Source organism: Streptomyces sp. NPDC050842 (assembly GCF_044456565.1).
Taxonomy (GTDB): Bacteria; Actinomycetota; Actinomycetes; order Streptomycetales; family Streptomycetaceae; genus Streptomyces.
The window spans coordinates 502332-525403 of sequence record NZ_JBITGA010000005.1; the positions used below are offsets into that span (position 1 = coordinate 502332).

Annotated in this window: 23 protein-coding genes; 20 read left to right on the forward strand and 3 right to left on the reverse strand. The window is 72.2% G+C overall.

Annotated elements, in window-relative coordinates; genetic code table 11:
• Nucleotides 1-122: 122 nt before the first annotated feature.
• A complete protein-coding gene (locus ACIBG6_RS19355; RefSeq protein WP_399223796.1) occupies nucleotides 123-527 on the reverse strand; it encodes a pyridoxamine 5'-phosphate oxidase family protein in 405 nt (134 codons plus the stop codon).
• A gap of 125 nt (nucleotides 528-652) precedes the next feature.
• On the opposite strand from ACIBG6_RS19355, the gene clpB reads away from it, so the two are divergent.
• Together clpB and ACIBG6_RS19365 are read left to right on the forward strand one after the other, a co-directional pair.
• Entirely contained in the window at nucleotides 653-3244 is a 2592-nt protein-coding gene (gene clpB, locus ACIBG6_RS19360) for an ATP-dependent chaperone ClpB (RefSeq protein WP_399223797.1), read from the forward strand.
• A 128-nt stretch (nucleotides 3245-3372) separates the two neighbouring features.
• A complete protein-coding gene (locus ACIBG6_RS19365) occupies nucleotides 3373-3906 on the forward strand; it encodes a YbjN domain-containing protein (RefSeq protein ID WP_317596843.1) in 534 nt (177 codons plus the stop codon).
• A 96-nt stretch (nucleotides 3907-4002) separates the two neighbouring features.
• Here the strand turns inward: ACIBG6_RS19365 and ACIBG6_RS19370 are convergent, their stop codons facing one another.
• A complete protein-coding gene (locus tag ACIBG6_RS19370) occupies nucleotides 4003-5172 on the reverse strand; it encodes a pyridoxal phosphate-dependent aminotransferase (protein WP_399223798.1) in 1170 nt (389 codons plus the stop codon).
• Between the two features lie 130 nt (nucleotides 5173-5302).
• Here ACIBG6_RS19370 and ACIBG6_RS19375 point away from each other — a divergent pair, with 130 nt between their 5' ends.
• From ACIBG6_RS19375 to ACIBG6_RS19460, 18 genes are all read left to right on the forward strand, one after another.
• The gene (locus tag ACIBG6_RS19375) at nucleotides 5303-5560 is read left to right on the forward strand and encodes a hypothetical protein (protein WP_399223799.1); all 258 of its coding nucleotides are present in this window, start codon (nucleotides 5303-5305) and stop codon (nucleotides 5558-5560) included.
• Between the two features lie 52 nt (nucleotides 5561-5612).
• Nucleotides 5613-5828, forward strand: coding sequence for a hypothetical protein (locus tag ACIBG6_RS19380; RefSeq protein WP_399223800.1), 216 nt, complete (start codon nucleotides 5613-5615; stop codon nucleotides 5826-5828).
• 307 nt (nucleotides 5829-6135) lie between these two features.
• A complete protein-coding gene (locus tag ACIBG6_RS19385) occupies nucleotides 6136-6654 on the forward strand; it encodes a DUF2617 family protein (protein ID WP_055642633.1) in 519 nt (172 codons plus the stop codon).
• Between the two features lie 75 nt (nucleotides 6655-6729).
• Nucleotides 6730-8463, forward strand: coding sequence for a polyamine aminopropyltransferase (locus tag ACIBG6_RS19390; RefSeq protein ID WP_399223801.1), 1734 nt, complete (start codon nucleotides 6730-6732; stop codon nucleotides 8461-8463).
• Between the two features lie 90 nt (nucleotides 8464-8553).
• Complete coding sequence (locus tag ACIBG6_RS19395) at nucleotides 8554-9396, forward strand: SRPBCC family protein (RefSeq protein ID WP_399223802.1); 843 nt, start codon at nucleotides 8554-8556, stop codon at nucleotides 9394-9396.
• Nucleotides 9397-9465: 69 nt separating this feature from the next.
• Nucleotides 9466-10251, forward strand: a complete 786-nt coding sequence (locus ACIBG6_RS19400) for an aldose 1-epimerase (RefSeq protein ID WP_399224021.1) — start codon at nucleotides 9466-9468, stop codon at nucleotides 10249-10251.
• A gap of 24 nt (nucleotides 10252-10275) precedes the next feature.
• The gene (pyrE, locus tag ACIBG6_RS19405) at nucleotides 10276-10815 is read left to right on the forward strand and encodes an orotate phosphoribosyltransferase (RefSeq protein WP_399223803.1); all 540 of its coding nucleotides are present in this window, start codon (nucleotides 10276-10278) and stop codon (nucleotides 10813-10815) included.
• 221 nt (nucleotides 10816-11036) lie between these two features.
• A complete protein-coding gene (fbaA, locus tag ACIBG6_RS19410; RefSeq protein ID WP_399223804.1) occupies nucleotides 11037-12059 on the forward strand; it encodes a class II fructose-bisphosphate aldolase in 1023 nt (340 codons plus the stop codon).
• Between the two features lie 95 nt (nucleotides 12060-12154).
• A complete protein-coding gene (locus ACIBG6_RS19415) occupies nucleotides 12155-13315 on the forward strand; it encodes a MalY/PatB family protein (RefSeq protein WP_399224022.1) in 1161 nt (386 codons plus the stop codon).
• A gap of 95 nt (nucleotides 13316-13410) precedes the next feature.
• Nucleotides 13411-14868 carry an MFS transporter gene (locus tag ACIBG6_RS19420; protein ID WP_399223805.1) on the forward strand — a complete coding sequence of 486 codons (1458 nt, stop codon included), beginning with the start codon at nucleotides 13411-13413 and terminating at the stop codon, nucleotides 14866-14868.
• Nucleotides 14869-14896: 28 nt separating this feature from the next.
• Nucleotides 14897-15310, forward strand: coding sequence for a DUF3151 domain-containing protein (locus ACIBG6_RS19425; protein ID WP_317596825.1), 414 nt, complete (start codon nucleotides 14897-14899; stop codon nucleotides 15308-15310).
• A 305-nt stretch (nucleotides 15311-15615) separates the two neighbouring features.
• On the forward strand, nucleotides 15616-16431 hold the full coding sequence (locus ACIBG6_RS19430; RefSeq protein WP_399223806.1) for a DUF3152 domain-containing protein: 816 nt from the start codon (nucleotides 15616-15618) through the stop codon (nucleotides 16429-16431).
• 124 nt (nucleotides 16432-16555) lie between these two features.
• A complete protein-coding gene (locus ACIBG6_RS19435) occupies nucleotides 16556-17413 on the forward strand; it encodes a tryptophan 2,3-dioxygenase family protein (protein ID WP_399223807.1) in 858 nt (285 codons plus the stop codon).
• Nucleotides 17406-18608 carry a kynureninase gene (kynU, locus tag ACIBG6_RS19440; protein ID WP_399223808.1) on the forward strand — a complete coding sequence of 401 codons (1203 nt, stop codon included), beginning with the start codon at nucleotides 17406-17408 and terminating at the stop codon, nucleotides 18606-18608. The genes ACIBG6_RS19435 and kynU overlap by 8 nt, the downstream gene beginning before the upstream one ends.
• 103 nt (nucleotides 18609-18711) lie before the next feature.
• Nucleotides 18712-19581 carry an alpha/beta hydrolase gene (locus ACIBG6_RS19445; RefSeq protein WP_399223809.1) on the forward strand — a complete coding sequence of 290 codons (870 nt, stop codon included), beginning with the start codon at nucleotides 18712-18714 and terminating at the stop codon, nucleotides 19579-19581.
• A gap of 76 nt (nucleotides 19582-19657) precedes the next feature.
• Nucleotides 19658-20992 carry a sensor histidine kinase gene (locus tag ACIBG6_RS19450; RefSeq protein ID WP_399223810.1) on the forward strand — a complete coding sequence of 445 codons (1335 nt, stop codon included), beginning with the start codon at nucleotides 19658-19660 and terminating at the stop codon, nucleotides 20990-20992.
• Nucleotides 20989-21654, forward strand: a complete 666-nt coding sequence (locus ACIBG6_RS19455; protein ID WP_399223811.1) for a response regulator — start codon at nucleotides 20989-20991, stop codon at nucleotides 21652-21654. The genes ACIBG6_RS19450 and ACIBG6_RS19455 overlap by 4 nt, the downstream gene beginning before the upstream one ends.
• A 27-nt stretch (nucleotides 21655-21681) precedes the next feature.
• Nucleotides 21682-22884: a cytochrome P450 gene (locus ACIBG6_RS19460; protein WP_399223812.1), complete on the forward strand. Its 1203-nt coding sequence runs from the start codon at nucleotides 21682-21684 to the stop codon at nucleotides 22882-22884.
• 31 nt (nucleotides 22885-22915) lie between these two features.
• On the opposite strand, the gene ACIBG6_RS19465 is transcribed toward ACIBG6_RS19460, so the two are convergent.
• On the reverse strand, nucleotides 22916-23056 hold the full coding sequence (locus ACIBG6_RS19465) for a hypothetical protein (protein WP_399223813.1): 141 nt from the start codon (nucleotides 23054-23056) through the stop codon (nucleotides 22916-22918).
• Between the last annotated feature and the right edge of the window lie 16 nt (nucleotides 23057-23072).

The following is a 23072-nucleotide window of genomic DNA, read 5'->3' on the forward strand; positions in this document are numbered from 1 at the left end:
CGTGCCGCGCGCACGTTCGTGCCGCGCGCACGTTCGTGCCGCGCGCACGTTCGTGCCGCGCGCACGTTCGTGCCGCGCGCACGTTCGTGCCGCGCGTACGTTCGTGCCGCGCGTACGTTTTCTCAGGCGCGGCCCATCGCCCGCGTGAGGGCGATCTCGATGACGACCCGGTCCGGGTTCGGGGCCGGCGTGCGGCCGTACCGCTCGGCGTACCGGTCGACGGCGTCCGCGACGACCTCGGCCTCCGTGCGGATGCGCCCGACGCCCTCCAGGGTGGCCCAGCGCCCCTTGTCGACCTGGCAGACCGCCACGCGCGCGCCGTCCGCGCCCGCCGCCAGGACGTTGGCGACCTTCCGGCTGTTCTTGTTGGTGATCACCCGGGCGTATCCGCCCTCGGGGTCGTACGTGACGCCGACCGCCACCACGTGCGGGGTGCCGTCCGCGCGCGGGGTCGTCAGGGTGCACATGTGGTACTCGCGCCAGAAGCTGAGATACGAGTCGGAGGGGTTCCTCGGGTCTGTGGCCATGCCCGGAAACTACCCGGGGGAGAACTCCGTCCGAAAGCTTGAGTGGAATGGACTCAACTTTGTGTACGCTGGAAGGGTCATAGAAAGAGAAGGCGTGTAGTCGAGGCACAGGAGGAACACCGCACGTGGACGTCGAACTGACCAACCGGAGCCGGGACGCGATCAACGCGGCCACGAGCCGCGCCGTGTCCGCGGGGAACCCGGATCTCATCCCCGCGCACCTGCTGCTCGCCTTGCTGGCGGGTCAGGACAACGAGAACATCACCGATCTGCTCGCCGCCGTCGACGCCGACCAGGCGGTCGTGCGCTCCGGCGCGGAGCGGCTCATCGCCGCCCAGCCGAGCATCACGGGGTCCACGGTCGCGCCCCCGCAGCCCAACCGCGAGTTCCTCGCGGTCATCGCCGACGCCGACCGGCAGGCCAAGGAGCTCGGCGACGACTTCCTCTCCACCGAGCACCTGCTCATCGGGATCGCCGCCAGGGGCGGCCAGGCCGGTGAGATCCTCGACCGGCAGGGCGCGAGCGCATCGAAGCTGCTCGACGCCTTCGAGAAGAGCAGGGGAGGACGCCGGGTGACCACACCCGACCCGGAAGGGCAGTACAAGGCGCTGGAGAAGTTCGGCACGGACTTCACGGCCGCCGCGCGCGAGGGCAAGCTGGACCCGGTCATCGGCCGGGACCACGAGATCCGGCGCGTGGTGCAGGTGCTGTCCCGCCGTACCAAGAACAACCCGGTCCTCATCGGTGAGCCCGGCGTCGGCAAGACCGCCGTCGTCGAGGGCCTCGCCCAGCGGATCGTGAAGGGCGACGTACCCGAGTCGCTGAAGAACAAGCGGCTCGTCTCGCTCGACCTCGGCGCGATGGTCGCGGGCGCCAAGTACCGCGGCGAGTTCGAGGAGCGGCTGAAGACCGTCCTCTCCGAGATCAAGGCGAGCGACGGCCAGATCATCACCTTCATCGACGAGCTGCACACGGTCGTCGGCGCGGGCGCCGGCGGCGACTCCGCCATGGACGCGGGCAACATGCTCAAGCCCATGCTGGCCCGCGGCGAGCTGCGGATGGTCGGCGCGACCACCCTCGACGAGTACCGCGAGCGCATCGAGAAGGACCCCGCCCTGGAGCGCCGCTTCCAGCAGGTCCTGGTCGCCGAGCCGACGGTCGAGGACACCATCGCGATCCTCCGCGGCCTCAAGGGCCGGTACGAGGCGCACCACAAGGTGCAGATCAACGACTCCGCGCTGGTCGCCGCCGCGACCCTGTCCGACCGGTACATCACCTCGCGCTTCCTCCCCGACAAGGCCATCGACCTCGTCGACGAGGCCGCGTCCCGGCTCCGGATGGAGATCGACTCCTCGCCCGTCGAGATCGACGAGCTCCAGCGGTCCGTCGACCGGCTCCGCATGGAGGAGCTGGCCCTCAAGAACGAGACGGACGCGGCGAGCAAGCAGCGCCTGGAGAAGCTGCGGCGCGACCTCGCCGACCGCGAGGAGGAGCTGCGCGGCCTCACCGCCCGCTGGGAGAAGGAGAAGCAGTCCCTCAACCGGGTCGGCGAGCTCAAGGAGCGCCTCGACGAGGCCCGGGGGCGCGCCGAGCGCGCCCAGCGCGACGGCGACTTCGACGCCGCTTCCAAGCTGCTGTACGGGGAGATCCCGGCCCTGGAGCGGGAGCTGGCGGAGGCGAGCGAGGCCGAGGCCCAGCAGGAGTCGTCCAAGGACACCATGGTCAAGGAGGAGGTCGGTCCCGACGACATCGCGGACGTCGTCGGCGCCTGGACCGGCATCCCCGCCGGCCGCCTCCTGGAGGGCGAGACGCAGAAGCTGCTGCGCATGGAGGACGAGCTCGGCCGGCGCCTGATCGGCCAGTCCGAGGCCGTGCAGGCAGTCTCCGACGCCGTGCGCCGCACGCGCGCCGGGATCGCCGACCCCGACCGCCCCACCGGCTCCTTCCTCTTCCTCGGCCCGACCGGTGTCGGCAAGACCGAGCTGGCGAAGGCGCTCGCCGACTTCCTCTTCGACGACGAGCGGGCCATGATCCGCATCGACATGTCGGAGTACGGCGAGAAGCACTCCGTCGCCCGGCTGGTCGGCGCGCCTCCCGGCTACGTCGGCTACGAGGAGGGCGGCCAGCTCACGGAGGCGGTCCGCCGCCGCCCGTACAGCGTGGTCCTGCTCGACGAGGTGGAGAAGGCGCACCCGGAGGTCTTCGACGTCCTGCTCCAGGTCCTCGACGACGGCCGCCTCACCGACGGCCAGGGCCGGACGGTGGACTTCCGCAACACCATCCTGATCCTCACCTCGAACCTGGGCAGCCAGTACCTTGTCGACCCGGTGACCTCGGAGGACGTGAAGAAGCAGCAGGTCCTGGACGTCGTCAGGGCGAGCTTCAAGCCGGAGTTCCTCAACCGCCTCGACGACCTCGTCGTCTTCTCGGCGCTCGACCGGGCCGAGCTGGGCCGGATCGCGCGGCTCCAGATCGACCGGCTCGCGAAGCGGCTCGCCGACCGACGGCTCACCCTGGAGGTCAGCCCCGAGGCCCTGGAATGGCTCGCGGAGGAGGGCAACGACCCCGCGTACGGCGCCCGGCCGCTGCGCCGCCTGATCCAGACGGCGATCGGCGACCGGCTCGCGAAGGAGATCCTCGCGGGCGAGGTCGTGGACGGCGACACGGTCAGGGTGGAGCGCTTCGAGGACGGCCTGATCGTCGGTCCGGCGCGGTGACAGGGCGGTGACGGGGCGGTAAGGGGCGACGTTCTTGTCAGCCCGCAGCGGATCGCGGCTGGTGGGGCTCCCATGAACCGCCCGACATGGGGGAGGATGGCGAGCATCCGTACGAAGGGAAATTCACGGTGAGCATCGACCCGTCCTCGATTCCGAATTTCGGGGGCCAGCCCCAGCCTCAGGCCGCAGGACCGGCGGGCCCCGTCGTCCCCGACCAGGACCTCGTCAAGCAGCTCCTCGAGCAGATGGAGCTGAAGTACGTCGTCGACGACGAGGGTGACCTCGCGGCGCCGTGGGAGGAATTCCGCACGTACTTCATGTTCCGCGGCGAGGACGAGCAGCAGGTCTTCTCGGTGCGGACGTTCTACGACCGCCCGCACTCGGCCGACGACCGCGCGAGGGTCCTCGACGCGATCGACGACTGGAACCGCCGCACCCTGTGGCCGAAGGTCTACACCCACCTGCACGAGGAGGAGGACGGCTCCGCCACCCTCCGTCTCATCGGTGAGGCCCAGATGCTGATCGGCACCGGCGTCGCCCTGGAGCACTTCGTGTCCTCCACGGTCAGCTGGGTCCGCGCCTCCATCGAGTTCGACAAGTGGGTCGTCGAGCAGTTCGGTCTGGAGACCCCCGAGCAGAAGGCGGGCGACGAGGAGGCCTGAGCCTCCCGCCACCCGCACCCCGCCGAAGCCCGGCCGGGCGCCGTGATCCCCGCGATCACGGCCCCGCGCCGGGCTTTCGCACGTCCGGCGCCGACCTCAGGCGAGGCGCTTGAGGCGGGTGACGGCTTCTTCCAGGACCTCCGTCTTCTTGCAGAAGGCGAAGCGGACGAAGGGGGCGCCGGCCTCGCGGTGGTCGTAGAAGACGGCGTTCGGGATGGCGACGACGCCCGCGCGCTCCGGGAGGGAGCGGCAGAAGGCGAAGCCGTCGTCGGCGCCGAGAGGGCGGATGTCCGTGGTGACGAAGTAGGTGCCCGCCGGGCGGTAGACCTCGAAGCCCGCCTGCGCGAGGCCCTCGCTCAGCAGGTCCCGCTTGGCGGCGAGGTCCGCGCGGAGCGTGTCGAAGTAGGTGGCCGGGAGGCGGAGCGCCTCGGCGATCGCGTACTGGAAGGGGCCGGCGGAGACGTACGTGAGGAACTGCTTGGCCGAGCGGACGGCCGAGGTCAGCTCGGGGCTCGCGGTGATCCAGCCGACCTTCCAGCCGGTGAAGGAGAACGTCTTCCCGCTCGAACCGATGGTGACCGTGCGGTCCCGCATGCCGGGGAGGCTCGCGAGCGGGATGTGCTCGGCGTCGTCGAAGACCAGGTGCTCGTACACCTCGTCGGTGACGACGAGCAGGTCCCGCTCGATCGCCAGCTCGGCGATCGCGGTCAGCTCGGCGCGGGTGAGGACGGTGCCGGTGGGGTTGTGCGGGGTGTTCAGGAGGATCAGCCGGGTCCGGTCGGTGACCGCGGCCCGGAGCTCGTCCAGGTCGAGGACGTACGCGCCCTCGTGCGGGCGGAGCGTGACGGGGACGCGGGTGCCGCCGGCCATCGCGACACAGGCCGCGTACGAGTCGTAGTACGGCTCCAGGGCGATGACCTCGTCGCCCGGTTCCACGAGGGCGAGCAGGGTGGCCGCGATCGCCTCGGTGGCGCCCGCGGTGACCAGTACCTCCGTGTCGGGGTCGTACGCGAGGCCGTACCACGCGTGCTGGTGGTCGGCGACGGCCTGCCGCAGCTCGGGGACGCCGGGGCCGGGCGGGTACTGGTTGCCGCGGCCGTCGCGCAGCGCGCGCACCGCGGCCTCGCGGATCTCCTCCGGGCCGTCGGTGTCGGGGAAGCCCTGACCGAGGTTGATCGACCCGGTCGTGGCGGCCAGCGCGGACATCTCGGCGAAGATCGTCGTCCCGAATTCGGCGAGCCGGCGGTTGAGCAGCGGTCGTGTCATGACCGCCATCCTGGGGGGAAGCTCTGGACTTCCTCAAGTGCGCTTTGGCGAGGGCGCGCCGGGGGGATCGCCCTGGCATGAACATCGCATTCTTCATCCTCGGGATCGCGCTGGTGATCGCGATCGTGGTGTGGGTCGTCGCGCTGTCGATGCGCGGCACGGTGCGTTCCGGTGGCAGCGCCAGTGGTGCCGAGAGCTGGTGGGCCGGGTCGTCGTCGGCTTCGTCGTCGTCCTCGTGTTCGTCGTCGTCTTCCTCGTCGTCGTCCTCTTCCTGCTCCACTTCCGGCTCGTCGTGTTCGAGCTCGTCGTGTTCCTCGTCCTCGTCCTCCTGCTCCAGCTCCTCGTCCTCGTGCAGCTGAAGCTCTGGAATCGCTCAAGTCGTCTTTGAGGGAGGGCCGCGGAGGGCATCTCCCTCGCACAGAAGAACGGGGGTAGTACAGATGGAACTCTTCATCGTCTTCATGGGGGCGGTCATCCTCATCGGCCTGATCTCCACCATCCGCCGCGTCACCGGCGCGGCCGGGCGGCGCGGCGGTCGGCGGAACGGGCGCAGCTGGGCCGACGGCGGCGGCGGTGGCACGGCGGGCTGTGGAGGGAGCGGCAGCTCCTGCAGCTCCGGCTCCAGCTGTGGAGGTGGCGGCTGCGGCGGCAGCTGAGGCGCCCCGGCCCTGGTGGGCCGTCCGGGGCGCAACGAGCCCGGTGGCACGTGTCGTTGGCATTTCGGCGGATCTTGTCGATCGATTCTGATTGAACAATTGAACTGTGGGGTCCCCGAAGGGGTTGGAAAACACAGCAAGTTGGGTAAAAACGCTGCGAGTCGTCCGGCGTCCGTGGTTCTCTCGCTCCTGACAGAGACAGCCCTCGGACCGTGTGTGGAACCGAGCCGGCGATCCCCCACTCCCGTTGGACCCTCTCCGGGGCGCCCCCGGCCCACCCGTCAAACCGTGTTTGCGGAGCCGACCCATGCTCACCACCCTGAAAACCTCCTACACCGACACCCGCGCGGCCGATCTGGCCTGGGCCCTCGGGCGCGAGCCGCTGCCCGCCCTGGCCGTGCTCGACCTCGAACTCTCCGGTGCCAGACTCCAGTTGAGGCTGCTCGGCGCCTCCCATCAGGTACTCCTGGAGGAGGAGGGGCGCAGCTGCTCGGAGACCGTCGCCTGTATGCCCGGCAGCAGCACCCCCCTCCCGCTCGGCGTCTCCAAGCGCGTCGGCGAATGGGAGTACGAATTCGCGGCGCGCGTCGAGACGCTCTCGCACGGCTCCTTCGCGGGCCGTGCGCAGGAGTTGCTCGCGCTCGTCGCCGACCACCCCAACGGCCTCGCGGGGACCTTCCCCGGCTCCCCGCACGCCTTCACGGCGATGCTGGCGCAGCGCCACGAGGGCCAGGTGCGCTGGCGCACCTGGCACGCCTACCCGCAGGAAGGGCAGCTGGTCGTGACCAGGACCCGGATCGGCGCACGTATGCCGGCAACACTCTGATACGCCCCTCCAGAGCTCCAGATGCACTCGTGTGGGTGACAAGGAGTGGGTTATTCGTGACGTAGCGTTACGTTCATGATCGAGCCGCCCGTGACCATGCCACCCACCAGGGTGCGACAACCGCCCGTGCGGCGGCGCGAGCGGCCGCCCAGACCGCCCAGGTCGTCGAGGCCGCCCAGGTCACCCCGGCCGCCGCGGTCGGCCGAGGCGGTGCGGTTCCCGGTCCTCGCCGTGGTCTTCGTCTGCGCTGCCTGCGGCCTGGTCTACGAGCTCGAACTGGTCGCGCTCGCCTCGTACTTGATCGGCGACTCGGTCACCCAGGCCTCCGTCGTGCTCTCCGTGATGGTCTTCGCGATGGGAGTGGGCTCGCTCCTCGCCAAACGGCTGCGCTGCCGCGCCGCCGTCGGCTTCGGCCTGGTCGAGGCCGGGCTCGCCCTCATCGGCGGCTGCTCGGCCCTCGCGCTGTACGCGGCCTTCGCCTGGCTCGGCGAGTCGCGGCACGTCGTCGTGGCGTTCTCGCTCGCCATCGGTGTGCTCATCGGCGCGGAGATCCCGCTCCTCATGTCCCTCATACAGCGCGCCGCCGGGTCCGGGGCCGGATCCGCGCGGCGGCAGGGCCCGACCGGCGAGCAGGACGACGCCGCGGGGACGGTCGCCGACCTCTTCGCCGCCGACTACGTCGGCGCGCTCGTCGGCGGCCTCGCCTTCCCCTTCCTCCTGCTGCCCTGGCTCGGCCAGCTCACCGGCGCGCTCGTCACCGGCGCGGTCAACGTGATCGCGGGCGGCGGGCTCGTGCTGTGGGTGTTCCGCCGCGACCTGACCGCCCGCTCCCGCGCCCTGCTGATCGGGGTGAACATGTCGGTCCTGGCCGTCCTGGCCACCGCGACCGTGCTCGTCGACGACTTCGAGGAGGCCGCGCGCCGGGCCGTGTACGGCGACCGGGTGCGGGTCGCCGTCCACACCGACCTCCAGGAGGTGGTGGTGACCGGAGGCCGCGAGGGGCCGCCCGACCTGTTCCTCGACGGCCGGCTGCGGGTGGCGGGCCAGGACGAGTACCGCTACCACGAGGCGCTCGTCCACCCCGCGATGAAGGGCCCGCACGCGCGCGTACTGATCGTCGGCGGCGGGGACGGCCTCGCCGCCCGCGAGGCCCTGCGCTACCCCGGCGTCACCTCCGTCACCGTCGTCGAGCTCGACCCCGGGGTCGTCCGCCTCGCCCGCACCGATCCGGCGCTCGCCACGCTCAACGCCCAGGCGTTCCGGGACCCGCGCGTCCGGGTGGTCTACGCGGACGCCTTCAACTGGCTCCGGGGCGCCGCCGATCGTGTGCAGGAACGGTACGACGTGGTGATCTCCGACCTCCCGGACCCGGGCATCACCCCCAGCACCAAGCTCTACTCGGAGGAGTTCCACGGACTCGTGGCCCGCGTCCTCACCGGTTCCGGGCGGTTCGCCGTCCACGCCGGATCGGTCGCCGACCGGCCGCACACCTACTGGACCGTGGACGCCACCCTGCGTGCCGCCGGGTTCGCGACCCGCCCCTACAGCGCGAGCGGCCGCACCCCCGGCTTCGCTGCGGGCCCCGACCGCGCCGACCGCACCGGCGGTACGGAGCAGGGGCCGGGGGACTGGGGCTTCCTCCTCGCGGTCCCGGGCGACCGGCCGCCCGACCTCGGCCTCGCGCCCGACGCGCCCCGGCTGCGCTCCCTCGGCGCGGGCACCCTGGAGGCCGCGGCCCGCCGCGCCGAACGGGCCAGGGGCGCCGAGCTGCCGCCCTCGACCCTGGTGCACCCGAGGTACGGCGGCTGACGGCTGAGCCACAGAGGGCGACGGAAGGGGCGCGCGGGCCCCGGCGCAAAGAGGCGACGCCGCGCCCCGGCCTGAGTAGGCTCGGCTTCCATGGAGCATGAGGTGTTCGTTCCGGTACCGGCCGAGGCCCTGCGCGCGACGCTCACGGACCCGGTCCGGGTGGTGCGCTGCGTGCCCGGCCTCCAGCGGGACGCCGACGCGGAGGCGGGCCCCCTCGCGGGCCGGCTCAAGATCCGGGTCGGCGGCCACACCATCACCTACCGCGGTGCCCTGCGGGTCGTCGAGCGGGACGGTGCCATCACCTACGAGGGACAGGGCACCGAGGCCCGAGGCAAGGGCTCGGCCGAGCTCATCCTGACCGTCCTCCTCACCCCCGTGGACGACGGCACGAACATCGGCTTCACCGGCGCCCTGACGGCGGTCGGCCGGCTCGCCGAGGCGACGGACGAGGCACGGGCCACGGCCGGCGCCAAGCTGCTCGACAAGTTCGTGGAGGCGCTGGCGGCGCTGGCGGAGGAGCCGGAGGGGCCGGAGAAGACGGAGAGGACGGAGGAGCCGGAAGAGGAGGAGAGCGACTCCGATTCCGATCACGACGGTGTGGACGACGGAGTCGAGGAGCCCTCGCGCCCCTCCGCCTACGACGCGCCCGTCCCGCCCCCCTCCCTCGACCCCCTCCTCGACGAGGACTTCGGCGTCACCCCCGTCGAGTTCCCCGCCCCGCAGCCCGCCGTCGAGGCCGCCCACGCGCGGCGGACCATGATCGGGCGCAGCGCCGAGGAGGTCGACCACGCCCCACCGCGCGGCCGGTACGCCCCCGTCCCCGCCCCCGAGGCAGGCGGCGCGACCGCCACCCTGCGCTGGATCGCCCCCGCCGCCGCGCTCGCCATCGCCTCCGCCGTCGTCGTCGGCCGGGCTCTGCGCCGACGCCGCTGAATCCCCGCGGCACGTGGGGCCTGTCCGGGCGGATCGGGCCGGACAGGGCCTAGGGTCAGGGGCGTGAGCATGCAGACGCGACTGACGGCGGGCGACGCCGAGTTGACCATCAGCCCCGAGCACGGCTGCCGGATCGAGGGCCTGCGCATCGGCGGCACCGAGGTGCTGCGCCAGGGCGAGCGGTTCGGGAGCTTCCCGATGGTGCCCTGGTGCGGGCGGACCGAGAACGGCCGCTTCCGCGACGGGGCGACCACGCACCAGCTGCCGGTCAACGCGCCCCCGCACGCCATCCACGGCACCGTCCGCGATCTTGCCTGGAAGACCGCCCGCGTCTCCGAGACGGAGGCGGTCTTCACCTGCGAGCTCGGGGACCCGTGGCCGTACAAGGGCAGGGTGACCCAGGTCTTCGAGCTGGCCGAGGACTCCCTCACCCTCCGCTTCGGGGTCGAGACCTACGACGACTCCTTCCCGGCGCAGGCCGGCTGGCACCCCTGGTTCCTGCGCAACCTCGGCAACGGCGGCCAGGACGTGCGGCTCGACTTCGCCCCCGGCTGGCAGGAGGAGCGCGGCGAGAACCACCTTCCCACCGGCCGCCGGATCGACCCCCTCCCCGGCCCCTGGGACGACTGCTTCGGCATGCCCGACGGCGTCGACGTCACCCTCACCTGGCCGGAGGAGCTGGAGCTGAAGGTCAGCAGCCGCGCCGAGTGGGTCGTGATCTACGACGAGCCGGCGGAAGCGGTCTGCGTCGAGCCGCAGTCCGGCCCGCCGAACGGCCTCAACACCCACCCGCGTCTCGTCACTCCGATCGACCCCCTGGAGATCGAGAGCGTCTGGAGCTGGCGGCGGCTCTAGGGAGTGCCCTCTAAGCTGCTGACCATGACTGACGTACGCGCTGAGCTGCTCCAGCAGATCAAGGACAAGGCCGTGGTGCACGGCAAGGTGACCCTCTCCTCGGGTCTGGAAGCCGACTACTACATCGACCTGCGCCGCATCACGCTGGACGGCGAGGCCGCGCCGATGGTCGGTCAGGTCATGCTCGACCTCACCGCCGACGTGGACTTCGACTGCGTCGGCGGCCTGACCCTGGGCGCCGACCCGGTCGCCACCTCGATGCTGCACGCCTCCGCCGCGCGCGGACAGCGCCTCGACGCCTTCGTCGTACGGAAGGCCCAGAAGGCGCACGGCATGCAGCGCCGTATCGAGGGCACGGACGTCAAGGGCCGCCGCTGCCTCGTGGTCGAGGACACCTCGACCACCGGCGGCTCCCCGCTGACGGCCGTCGAGGCCGTCCGCGAGGCGGGCGGCGAGGTCGTGGCCGTGGCCACGATCGTGGACCGGGGCGCGGCCGGCGCGATCGCCGACGCGGGTCTGCCGTACCTCACCGGCTACCAGCTGGGCGATCTCGAGCTGGCGTAACCGCCGCGAAGTCGTGACTTAGGTCCCGGACCCCGACGAAAGCGGTCCTGACCTGCATTTTCACCAAGGGGCGCGGTGTTTCACGTGAAACACCGCGCCCCTTGTCGTGCCGCGCCCGTGGGAGCCCGGACAAGAGTCTGGAAGGATGGGGGCGACGATGACGTCGCCCCCAGGTCAGGGACAGCAACGCACACACCCCGCACATCACAAGGAGCGGACGAATGCCCATCGCAACCCCCGAGGTCTACACCGAGATGCTCGACCGGGCGAAGGCAGGCAAGTTCGCCTACCCGGCCATCAATGTGACCTCGACCCAGACTCTGCACGCGGCGCTGCGAGGCTTCGCGGAGGCCGAGAGCGACGGCATCATTCAGATTTCGACCGGTGGCGCCGAGTTCCTGGGCGGCCAGTACAACAAGGACATGGTCACGGGCGCCGTTGCCCTGGCCGAGTTCGCGCACATCGTCGCTGCGAAGTACGACATCACGGTCGCTCTGCACACCGACCACTGCCCGAAGGACAAGCTGGACGGCTACGTCCGTCCGCTGCTCGACATCTCCGCCGAGCGCGTCAAGGCCGGTCGGAACCCGCTGTTCCAGTCGCACATGTGGGACGGCTCCGCCGAGACCCTCGCCGACAACCTGGCCATTGGCCAGGAGCTGCTCGCGAAGGCCGCCGCCGCCAAGATCATCCTTGAGGTCGAGATCACCCCGACCGGTGGCGAGGAGGACGGCGTCACCCACGAGATCAACGACGAGCTGTACACCACCGTCGACGACGCCATCCGCACCGCCGAGGCCCTCGGCCTGGGCGAGAAGGGCCGCTACCTGCTGGCCGCGTCCTTCGGCAACGTGCACGGCGTCTACAAGCCGGGCAACGTCGTGCTCCGCCCCGAGCTCCTCAAGGACCTCCAGGCGGGCGTCGCCGAGAAGTTCGGCAAGGTCAACCCGTTCGACTTCGTCTTCCACGGTGGCTCGGGCTCGACCGCCGAGGAGATCGCCACCGCGCTGGAGAACGGCGTCGTGAAGATGAACCTCGACACCGACACCCAGTACGCCTTCACCCGTCCGGTCGTGGACCACATGTTCCGCAACTACGACGGTGTCCTGAAGGTCGACGGCGAGGTCGGCAAGAAGTCCACCTACGACCCGCGCACCTGGGGCAAGCTGGCCGAGGCCGGCATGGCCGTCCGCGTGACCGAGGCGTGTGCCGCGCTGCGCTCGACCGGCACGAAGCTGAAGTAGGTCCACGAGGCTGAAGCAAGTCATCGTGTGAACGACGGGCCCGGTACCTCGCGAGGTGCCGGGCCCTCGTGCGTCGACGAGAGGGGCAGGGCCTGATGTACGACTTCGACCGTGAGATAGACCGGCACGGGACCTGGTCGGTCCAGTGGGACGGGATCGCGGACCGCTTCGGCGTCTCCGACCTGCTCCCCTTCACGATCTCCGACATGGACTTCGCCTCGCCTCCGGAGGTCCTCGCCGCCCTGCGCGACCGCGTCGACCACGGGGTCTTCGGCTACACGGACTGGCGGCTCGGCGACTTCCGGGACGCGATCCGGCACTGGTACGCGAGCCGGTACGCGACCGAGATCGACCCGGGGGCGCTGGTGTACGCGCCGTCCGTGCTCAACCAGCTCTCGCAGCTCCTGCGGATGTGGACGGAGCCCGGCGACGGCGTCGTCGTGCACACCCCCACCTACGACGGCTTCCGCAAGGCCGTCACCGGGCTCGGGCGCGAGCTGCGGGGCGTGCCGCTCGGGGACCTCGACGCCCTGGAGCGGGAGCTGGCCCGCCCCGACAGCCGGATGCTGCTGCTCTGCTCCCCGCACAACCCGACCGGCCGCGTCTGGACGGAGGAGGAGCTCGCCACCTTCGCCGCGCTGGCGGAGCGCCACGGCGCGGCCGTCGTCAGCGACGAGATCCACGCCGACCTCACCACCGACGGCCACCGTCACGTCCCGTGGACGCGGGTGGCGGAGCCGGGCCGGGGCCGCCGCTGGGCGCTGGTCACCTCCGGCACGAAGGCCTTCAATTTCCCCGCGCTCTCCGGCTCGTACGGGATCGTCGGCGACCCCGACGCCCGCGAGGCCTTCGTCCGGCGCATGGAGACCGGCGAGGGCCTCGCCTCGCCCGCCGTCCTCTCGCTGACCGCCCACATCGCCGCGTACCGGCAGGGCGCGCCGTGGCTGGACGAACTGCGCGGCTATGTCGCGGGCACGATGGAGCTGCTCCGGGAGCGGCTGGCCACGGGGCTGCCCGGCGTCGTCTGGGAGCCCCCGCAGGCCGGATACCTGGCCTGGATCGACCTGCGGCCGCTCGGGATCGAGGAGACCCGGCTCCAGGAGGAGCTGGTGTCCGTGGAGAAGGTCGCGATCATGCCGGGCGGGGTGTACGGGACACCGGGCTTCGTCCGGCTGAACGTGGGCTGTCCGAGGAAGAAGGCCGAGCGGGGCGTGGACGCGCTGATCCGGGCGGCGACCCGGCTGCGCACGACCTGACCGAGACGGGTCGTACGGCGGCGGCCGTGCTCCGGATGACCCGAGGCCGGGTGGTTCGGAGGGCGAGGGCGGCGGCTTCGCGGGACCATGCAGGCATGGGTGAGCGGGACGTGCGGATGGCCTCGGGGACCGGCCGGTGGATCGTGTTCACGACCGTCCTCGGCTCCGGGATGGTGCTGCTGGACTCCACCGTCGTCAACGTCGCCCTGCCGCACATCGGCGAGGACCTGGACGCCGACCTCGGCGCGCTCCAGTGGACCGTCAACGCCTACATGCTGACCCTCGCCGGGCTGATCCTGCTCGGCGGGGCGCTCGGCGACCGGTACGGCCGGCGCCGGGTCTTCGTGATCGGGGTCGTGTGGTTCGCGCTGGCCTCGCTGCTGTGCGGGCTCGCGCCGAACGCCGGGATCCTGATCGCGGCCCGCGCGCTCCAGGGCGTGGGCGGGGCGCTGCTCACACCCGGCTCGCTCGCGCTGATCCAGGCCAGTTTCCACGAGGACGACCGGGCCAAGGCGGTCGGTCTGTGGTCCGGCTTCGGCGGGGTGGGCGCGGCGGTCGGGCCGTTCGTCGGCGGCTGGCTGGTGGACGGGCCCGGCTGGCGGTGGGTGTTCCTCCTGAACGTGCCGCTCGCCGCCCTCTGCGTGCCCGTCGCCCTGCGCCATGTGCCGGAGTCGCGGGACGAGACCGCGCACGGCCGCTTCGACGTGCTCGGCGCGGTCCTGGGCGCGGCGGCGCTCGGGCTCGTGACGTACGCGCTGATCGGTGAGGCCTGGTGGGCGGGGGCGGCCGGGGTGGTGCTCGGGGCGGGGTTCGTGATGGTGGAGCGGCGGCGCGGCGAGCGCGCGATGGCGCCCCCGTCGATCTTCGCGTCCCGGCTGTTCACGGCGGTCAATCTGGTCACCCTGTGCGTGTACGCGGCGTTCGGCGGCTTCTTCTTCCTGGCCGCGCTCCAGCTCCAGGTGGTCTCGGGCTACTCGGCGCTCGGCGCCGGTACGGCGCTGCTGCCGACCACCGTGCTCATGCTGCTGCTGTCGGCGAAGTCCGGGGAGGTGGGGGAGCGGATCGGGCCCCGGATCCCGCTCACGGTGGGTCCGCTGCTGTGCGCGGCGGGGATGCTGCTGATGCTGCGGGTCGGGGAGGACGCCTCGTACGTCCAGGACGTGCTGCCGGCCGTGACGGTGCTCGGTCTCGGCATGACGGCCCTGGTGGCCCCGCTGACCGCGACCGTCCTGGCCTCCGTGGACGTGGCCAGGGCGGGCCTGGCGAGCGGGATCAACAACGCGGCGGCGCGGGCGGCCGGGCTGCTCGCGGTGGCCGCGCTGCCGCTGCTCGCCGGGATGGGCCCGGAGGCGTACCTCTCGGCGGAGGAGTTCGACGAGACCTTCCGGCGCGCGATGCCGATGTGCGCGGGGATCCTGGTGGTGGGGGCGGTGCTCGCCTGGACGACGATGCGCACCCCGGCCGGGGGAGCCACGTGCCACCCGGAGTGCCGGGTCCACTGCGGGGTGACGTCACCGCCACTCGACCCGGGCGAGCGGGACGCCCCGGCCTGATCGACAAGACACCCCCTAGGGTGTCCCCATGGCCATCCACGAGAACCTTCTGGGGGGACCGGCCCCCACCCACCTGCCCGACGACCCGGGGCCGCGCGAACTGCTCGCGAACGGTACGGCGCCGGCGGAGGTCGCCGCGCAGTACCCGACCTCTTCGCTCGCCTGGGCGCAGCTCGCCGACGACGCCTTCGAGGGCGGCCGGGTCGTCGAGTCGTACGCGTACGCCCGTACGGGCTACCACCGCGGCCTGGACTCGCTGCGCCGCAGCGGCTGGAAGGGCCACGGCCCGGTGCCGTGGGAGCACGAGCCGAACCGCGGCTTCCTGCGCGCGCTGCACGCCCTCGCCCGGGCGGCCGGCGCGATCGGCGAGAAGGAGGAGTTCGAGCGCTGCACGACCTTCCTGCGGGACTCCTCGGAGACCGCGGCGGAGACGCTCGGCTGACCTTCCTGTGACGTTCCCGACGGTCTTCCGAACGACCTGATCCATCCCGATTTTCCCCCGTCCCGCCGGGTCGGGGGAAAACGGGACAGACCTCTCGTTGCGTCCGAGCGCGTTCGAGGTTGTTCGAAGAGGGCCGGTACGATCCCGGGGACCGCAGCACCGAGAACGCCGGTTTCCGAGGCCCCACTTCCTCTTCCCCCACACCGGCCGACGCAGGGGAGAAGACTGTCGTGGGCAAGCGTGCCGCACCCGCAGGACGGCGAGGGACACAGAGCCGCCGGCGGGGCAGAGGCAGACGCGGCCCCGTGCGCCGGCTCGCACTGCCGGTCCTGGTCCTGATGACCGTCGCGCTCGGCGGCGGCGCCGCCCTCGCGCACTTCAACGGTCAGGCGGCCGACGATTCGGCGGCCCCCGCGCCGCAGGCGACGACCGCGACCGCGGATCCGACGACGGACGCGCCCACCCCCCGGCCCACCACGGCGAAGCCGAAGCCGAAGGCCACGACGGCGAAGCCGAAACCCAAGCCGACGCCGACGCCGAAGAAGACGACCGTGCCGCAGTCCGGCGCCGGGACCTTCACGACCGCGCAGGCCGCCGGCGACGCGGTCGGCACCGGCGGCTCGCTGCGCCGCTACCGCGTCCAGGTCGAGGACGGCATCGAGCTGTCGGCGCGCTCGGCGGCGGCCGAGATCCAGCAGATCCTGGCCCATCCGCGCAGCTGGGCCGCGCACGGCCGGGGCCGTTTCCAGCTGGTCTCGCAGAACGCCGACTTCGTCATCCGGATCGCCACCCCGGACACGGCGGACGCCCTCTGCGCCCAGCAGGGCCTGAACACCCACGGCGAGCTGAACTGCGAGACCACCGACGGCGTCGTGGTGAACCTCAAGCGGTGGATGCTCGGCTCCCCGACCTTCGCGGGGGAGGCGGCCGAGTACCGGCATCTGATCATCAACCACGAGGTGGGGCACGAGATCGGCATCCGGTCGCACATGGGCTGCCCGGGTCCGGGCAAGCTCGCGCCCGCGATGATGCAGCAGATCAAGGGCCTGAACGGCTGTCGTTCGAACGCGTTTCCGTATGACGAAGACGGGAGCTACATCACGGGCCCGATCGTGTCATGATGCCGTTGGGACGGCGCGCGACGAAGCACGCCTCCCGAGGGGACCGGGGCTCCCGTGCCGCAGGGAAGAACGCGCGCGCGGTGGAGCAGACCGCTACCCGGTAGTTCGTTTCGAGGAGACAGCAATGTCATCCATCCCCGGTTCTCCCGACTCCGGAGCCGATTCGGTCGCCGTCGACCCGAACCTCGACTTCGCGGGTACCACGCCGTACGAGGACTACGTCCAGGCGGACGTCCTCACCCACCTCCAGCACCTCCGCTCGGACGACCCGGGCGAGATGGTCTTCCTGGTCACCACCCAGGTCATGGAGCTGTGGTTCACGGTCATCGTCCACGAGTGGGAGACCGCGAGCCGCGCCCTGCGCGAGGACCGCGTCCCCGTCGCGATGGACGCGCTCAAGCGCTCGGTGCGCGAGCTGGAGGCGCTGAACCACTCGTGGCGGCCGCTCGCCCAGCTCACCCCCGGCCAGTTCAACGCCTACCGGGCCGCGCTCGGCGAGGGCTCCGGCTTCCAGTCGGCGATGTACCGCCGCATGGAGTTCCTGCTCGGCGAGAAGTCCGCGTCGATGCTCGTCCCGCACCGGGGCGCGCCCCGCGTCCACGCCGAGCTGGAGAAGGCGCTCCAGGAGCCGAGCCTGTACGACGAGGTCCTCGGCCTGCTGGCCCGGCGCGGTCTGCCCGTGCCGCAGTCGGTCCTCGGCCGTGACCTCGCGCAGCGGTACGAGCCCTCCCCGGCGGTCGAGGCCGTCTGGGCCGGGATCTACGCGGACGCCGACCAGAACACCGAGCTGGTCCGGCTCGGCGAGGCCCTCAGCGACGTCGCCGAGCTCGTCTGGCGATGGCGCAACGACCACCTGGTGGCGACCCGGCGCGCGATGGGCGCGAAGACCGGCACCGGCGGTTCGGCGGGCGTGGCCTGGCTGGAGAAGCGGGCCCAGAAGAACGTGTTCCCGGAGCTCTGGACGGCGCGCAGCCATGTCTGACCTCCTCAAGGGCAGGGCCCTGGAACTCGACGCCGCCGACGGCCTCGCCGCGTACCGCGAGAAGTTCGCCCTCGACGCCGGGACCGTCTACCTCGACGGCAACTCGCTCGGCGCGCTGCCCGCGCACGTCCCGGCCCGCATGGCCGACGTGATCACCCGTGAGTGGGGCGAGCTGCGCATCCGCTCCTGGGACGAGTCGGGCTGGTGGACCGCGCCCGAGCGGATCGGCGACCGGATCGCCCCCATCGTCGGCGCCGCCCCCGGGCAGATCGTGGTCGGCGACTCGACGAGCGTGAACGTCTTCAAGGCGGTCGTCGCCGCGGCCCGGATCAACGGCGACGAGCGGGACGAGATCCTCGTCGACGCGACGACCTTTCCCACGGACGGGTACATCGCGCAGTCCGCGGCGCGCATGACGGGTCACGAGATCGTGGCGTGCGACCCGGCCGACATGGCGGACGCGGTGAGCGACCGCACGGCCCTCGCGCTCGTCAACCACGTCGACTACCGGACGGGTCGGCTCCAGGACCTGCCGGGCCTCACCGCCGCGCTCCACGCGGCGGGCGCGCTCGCCGTCTGGGACCTGTGCCACAGCGCGGGCGCCCTGCCCGTCGGCCTGGACGCCCACGGGGTCGACCTGGCAATCGGCTGCACCTACAAGTACCTGAACGGCGGCCCCGGTTCGCCCGCGTACCTGTACGTCGCCGAGCGCCACCAGGCGGCCTTCGACTCCCCGCTGCCCGGCTGGAACTCGCACACGGACCCGTTCGCGATGACCCCCGGGTACGAGGCGGCCAAGGGCGCGCTGCGGGGCCGGGTCGGGACGCCCGACATCCTCTCCATGCTGGCGCTGGAATCGGCGCTCGACGTGTGGGACGGCGTCGCGATCGAGGACGTGCGCGCCAAGTCCCTCGCGTTGACGGACTTCTTCCTGGAGTGCGTCGCCGCCTACGCGCCCGCGGGCCGGGTCGTCCCGGTGACGCCGGGTGCGCGCGCCGAGCGCGGCAGCCAGGTGGCGCTGAGCTGCGAGAACGCGCCCGCGGTGATGGCGGAGCTGATCAAGCGCGGGGTCGTCGGCGACCTGCGCCGCCCGGACGTGCTGCGGTTCGGCTTCACGCCGCTGTACGTGGGCTTCGCGGACGCGGAGCGCGCGGCCCGCGTCCTCGCGGAGGTCCTGGCCGACCTCCCCGCCTGAGGGACGACCGTCCGATGATCGCCTGATCTGCGGGGGCTCCGGTGCTGGTACCGTCCCCGCAGGTCAGGCCAATTCGGCCGCGTCACCGAGAGGTTGGAACAGCATGCCGGACCCCGCCGCGCGCGATGCCGCCGAAGAAGCGTCGGCCTTCTCGCACCCGGCCGTCCCCCCGGACGCCTCCGCCGCGTACGGCGACCACCCGGACCAGGTGGTCGACTTCTACGCCCCGCGCGACGGCCGCACCCGGGCCCCGCTCGTCGTCGCCCTGCACGGCGGCGCGTGGCGGGCGCCGTACGACCGGCAGCACCTGACCCCGTTCGTGGACTTCCTGGCCCGTCGCGGCTTCGCCGTCGCCAGCGTCGAGTACCGGCGCGGCAGCGACATCCCCCGCCAGGGCGGTACGGCCCCGGTCGCCGGTCGCTGGCCGGAGACCTTCGACGACGTGGCCGCCGCGCTCGACGCCGTACCGGAGCTGGCCGCCGCGCACCTGCCGCAGGCGGACACCGCCCGGATCGTCCTCACCGGCCACTCGGCGGGCGGCCACCTCGCCCTCTGGGCCGCGGCCCGCCATGTCCTGCCCGCCGGCTCCCCGTGGCGGCTGCCCGCCCCGCCCGCGCTGCGCGGGGTCGTCGCCCTCGCCCCGATCGCCCACTTCGCGAGGGCGGTGGAGCTCGGCGTGTGCGGCGGCGCGGTCACCGAACTCCTCGGTGGCGAGGGGGAGTACGCGCACCGGGCGCCCTTCGCGGACCCGGCCGCCCTCCTCCCGACGGGCATCGCGACCACGATCGTCCAGGGCCGCGAGGACATCGTCGTCCCGCACACGGTCGCCGAGGCGTACGCGGAGGCGGCGGCGAAGGCCGGCGAGGAAGTCGGCTTCACCCTGCTCGAAGGCGTCGGCCACTTCCCCCTGATCGACCCGGCGGCGGACGCCTGCGCGGTGGTCTCGGAGGAGATCGCCCAGCTGGCCTGGTGACGGACACGTAGTCCTCAGGGGGGACGGTGGAGGATCCGCATCGAGCGGGACGACCGGGTCTCCCGCCGCCCGTACCGTGGAGCGCGTGACCGAGACACGGACCTCCGAGACGAGCCGCAGCCCCGAGCTCCACCTGGCGCAGGTGGCCATCGGCGGGCTGCGCCAAGAGCTCTTCCATGACGCCTTCGCCTACCGACCGCTGCCGCGCATGGACGTGAACAGCGGGCCGACCCGCTTCCTGCCGGAGCGGATACGCATCTTCGCGGGGTTGCTCCCGCACGCCTTCGTCGCGTTCTGCGCCGTGATCGTCTTCGCCCTGGGATACGACCGGATCTACTACGCCTTCGGCGCGTCGGCGCTGGTGATCACCTGTCTGCCGGCCGCGATCGTGCTGCTCACCATGGTCCGGCCGATCCTCGCCTTCTGGGCTTCGCTCGGTGCGGCCCCCTTCGTCGGGTACGTCGGCGGCTTCGACGGCGGCTGGCCCTGGACGGCGGCCTGCCTCGTCGGCCATGTGGTGGTCCTCGGCGTGGTCGCCGCCCGCACCCGGCCCCGTACCGCTGTGTGGATGTGGCTGGTGACGGCCGGCTACTGCCTCTTCGCCGAGATGTTCCTCGGCATGGGGCGCAGCTCCGTCTCGGTCCCGCTCCTCTTCGTCTCGGCCCTCGTCCTGCTCACCGTCTCCATGATCCAGGTCCGCCGCCAGGCCGACCGCGAGGTCACCGCCCACAAGACGGTCACCGCCCAGGAGATCTCCAAGCGGACCGTCCTCGAAGAGCGCACCACCATCGCCCGTGAGCTCCACGACGTCGTCGCCCACCACATGTCGGTGGTCGCCATCCAGGCGGAGGCCGCGCCCTACCGGGTCGAGAACCCGCCGCCGGAGCTGGAGCAGGCCTTCCTCACGATCCGCGAGAACGCCGTCGCCGCGCTGACCGAGCTGCGCCGCATCCTCGGCGTCGTCCGCGCCGAGGACTACGAGGCCCCCGACGCCCCGCAGCCGACCCTCGGCGACCTCGACGCACTCGTCCGCAACGTCACCGAGGCCGGGCTCGACGTCGAGAAGACGGTGACCGGCGCGGTGCGCGAGCTGCCGCAGGGCGTGGAGCTCTCCGCGTACCGGATCGTCCAGGAGGCCCTGTCGAACGTCCTGCGCCACGCGCCCGGCGCGGCGGCGAAGGTCGAGGTCAGCTATGTCCTCGGCGGGCTCGGGCTGCGCGTCGCCAACGGCCCCGCGCGCGGTCTCGTGAAGCCGTCGCCGGGAGCCGGGCACGGCCTCACCGGCATGCGGGAGCGTGTGACCATGCTCGGCGGGGAGATGACCGCCGAGGTGACGGCGGACGGCGGCTACGAGGTGGCGGCCTTCATCCCCGTCAGCCGTGAAGAGGTCCGCGAGGAGGCCGGGGAATGAGCATCAAGGTGCTGATCGTCGACGACCAGATGATGGTCCGCGAGGGCTTCTCCGTGCTGCTCGGCGCGATGCCCGACATCGAGGTCGTCGGCGAGGCCGTCAACGGCCGGGAGGCGATCTCCCAGGTCGCCGCCCTCCGCCCGGACGTCGTCCTCATGGACATCCGGATGCCCGAGCTGAACGGCATCGACGCCACCCGGGAGATCGTGGCCGCCGACGAGGACGCGAAGGTCCTCGTCCTGACCACCTTCGACCTCGACGAGTACGTGTACCAGGCGCTGCGCGCCGGGGCCTCCGGCTTCCTCCTCAAGGACGCCTCGGCCCGGCAGCTCGCGGAGGGCGTGCGGGTCGTCGCGGCCGGCGAGGCGCTGCTCGCGCCGACCGTCACGAAGCGGCTGATCACCGAGTTCGCCAAGGCACCCGGCAGCTCCCCGAAGCCGCCTGCCATGGCGCAGATCGGGGAGCTGACGGAGCGGGAGACGGAGGTGCTCGTGCTCATCGCGCAGGGCCTGTCGAACGTCGAGATCGCCGGGCACCTCGTCGTCGCCGAGTCCACGATCAAGACGCACGTGAGCCGCATCCTGGTGAAGCTGGGGCTGCGCGACCGGACGCAGGCGGCGGTCTTCGCGTACGAGGCGGGTCTGGTGCGCGTCGGGGGCTGACGGCCCGTGCGGGGGTAGCGTCCGGTCATGGAAGCTGTTGATGTCGACGCCCTGTACGACCCCTGGTCCCCCGACTTCGTCGCCGATCCGTACCCCGCCTACGCCCGGCTGCGCGCCGCCGGCCGCGCGCACTGGCACGGTCCCACCCGGCAATGGCTGATCCCGCACCACGAGGACGTGTCGGCGCTCCTCCGGGACCGGCGGCTTGGCCGGACGTACACGCACCGGTTCACCCACGAGGAGTTCGGGCGGGAGGCGCCGGCCGCCGCGTACGAGCCCTTCCACACGCTCAACGACCACGGGCTGCTCGATCTGGAGGCGGCCGACCACAGCCGGATCCGGCGGCTCGTGTCGAAGGCGTTCACGCCGAGGACGGTGGAGAACCTGGCGCCGACGGTACGGCGGCTCGCCGCCGGGCTCGTCGGCGACCTGGTCGCGCGGGGCGGCGGCGATCTGCTCGCCTCGGTCGCCGAACCCCTCCCCGTCGCGGTGATCGCCGAGATGCTGGGCGTCCCGGAGGACGACGAGGAGCGGGGGCGGCTGCGGCCCTGGTCGGCGGCGATCTGCGGGATGTTCGAGCTGAGCCCCTCGGAGGAGACGGCCCGGCGGGCGGTGACGGCCTCGATCGAGTTCTCGGACTATCTGCGGGAGCTGATCGCGCGGCGCCGGAAGAGCCCGGGGGACGACTTGATCTCGGGCCTCGTCGCGGTGGAGGGGCTGACGGAGCAGGAGATGATCTCCACCTGCGTCCTGCTCCTGAACGCGGGCCACGAGGCCACCGTGAACACCACGGTCAACGGCTGGTGGACGCTCTTCCGCAAGGGCGTCCGTCCGGATCCCGAAAAGTTGTCCACAGCTGTGGAAGAACTTCTGCGGTACGACACCCCGCTCCAGATGTTCGAGCGCTGGGTCCTCGACGACATCGAGGTCGGCGGCCAGGTCATCCCGCGCGGCTCCGAGGTCGCCCTTCTTTTCGGCTCCGCCAACCGCGACCCGGCCCGCTTCGGCCCGACGGCCGACGAGCTCGACCTCACCCGAGCCGACAACCCGCACATCACCTTCGGCGCGGGCATCCACTACTGCCTCGGCGCCCCGCTCGCCCGCCTCGAACTGGAGGCGGTCTTCGGCGAGTTGCTGCGCCAGGCGCCGGGCCTGCGGCTCGCCGCGGAGCCCGTGTGGAAGCCGGGGTACGTGATCCGGGGCTTCGAGGAGCTGCTCGTGGAGGTGTGAGGCCTGCCGCCGTACGGGGTGGGGCCCGCCGTCAGCTCGTCTCCACGTCCCGGCGGCGCAGCCCCGCCAGGCCCGCCGCGACGGAGCGGAGACGCTCGGCCCGGACACGGCGGCGGACCGCCGAGACCGCCGACTTCTTCGCGTTCCTCCGGACGGAGATGCTGGGGATCATGGACCGCTGGCGGGCC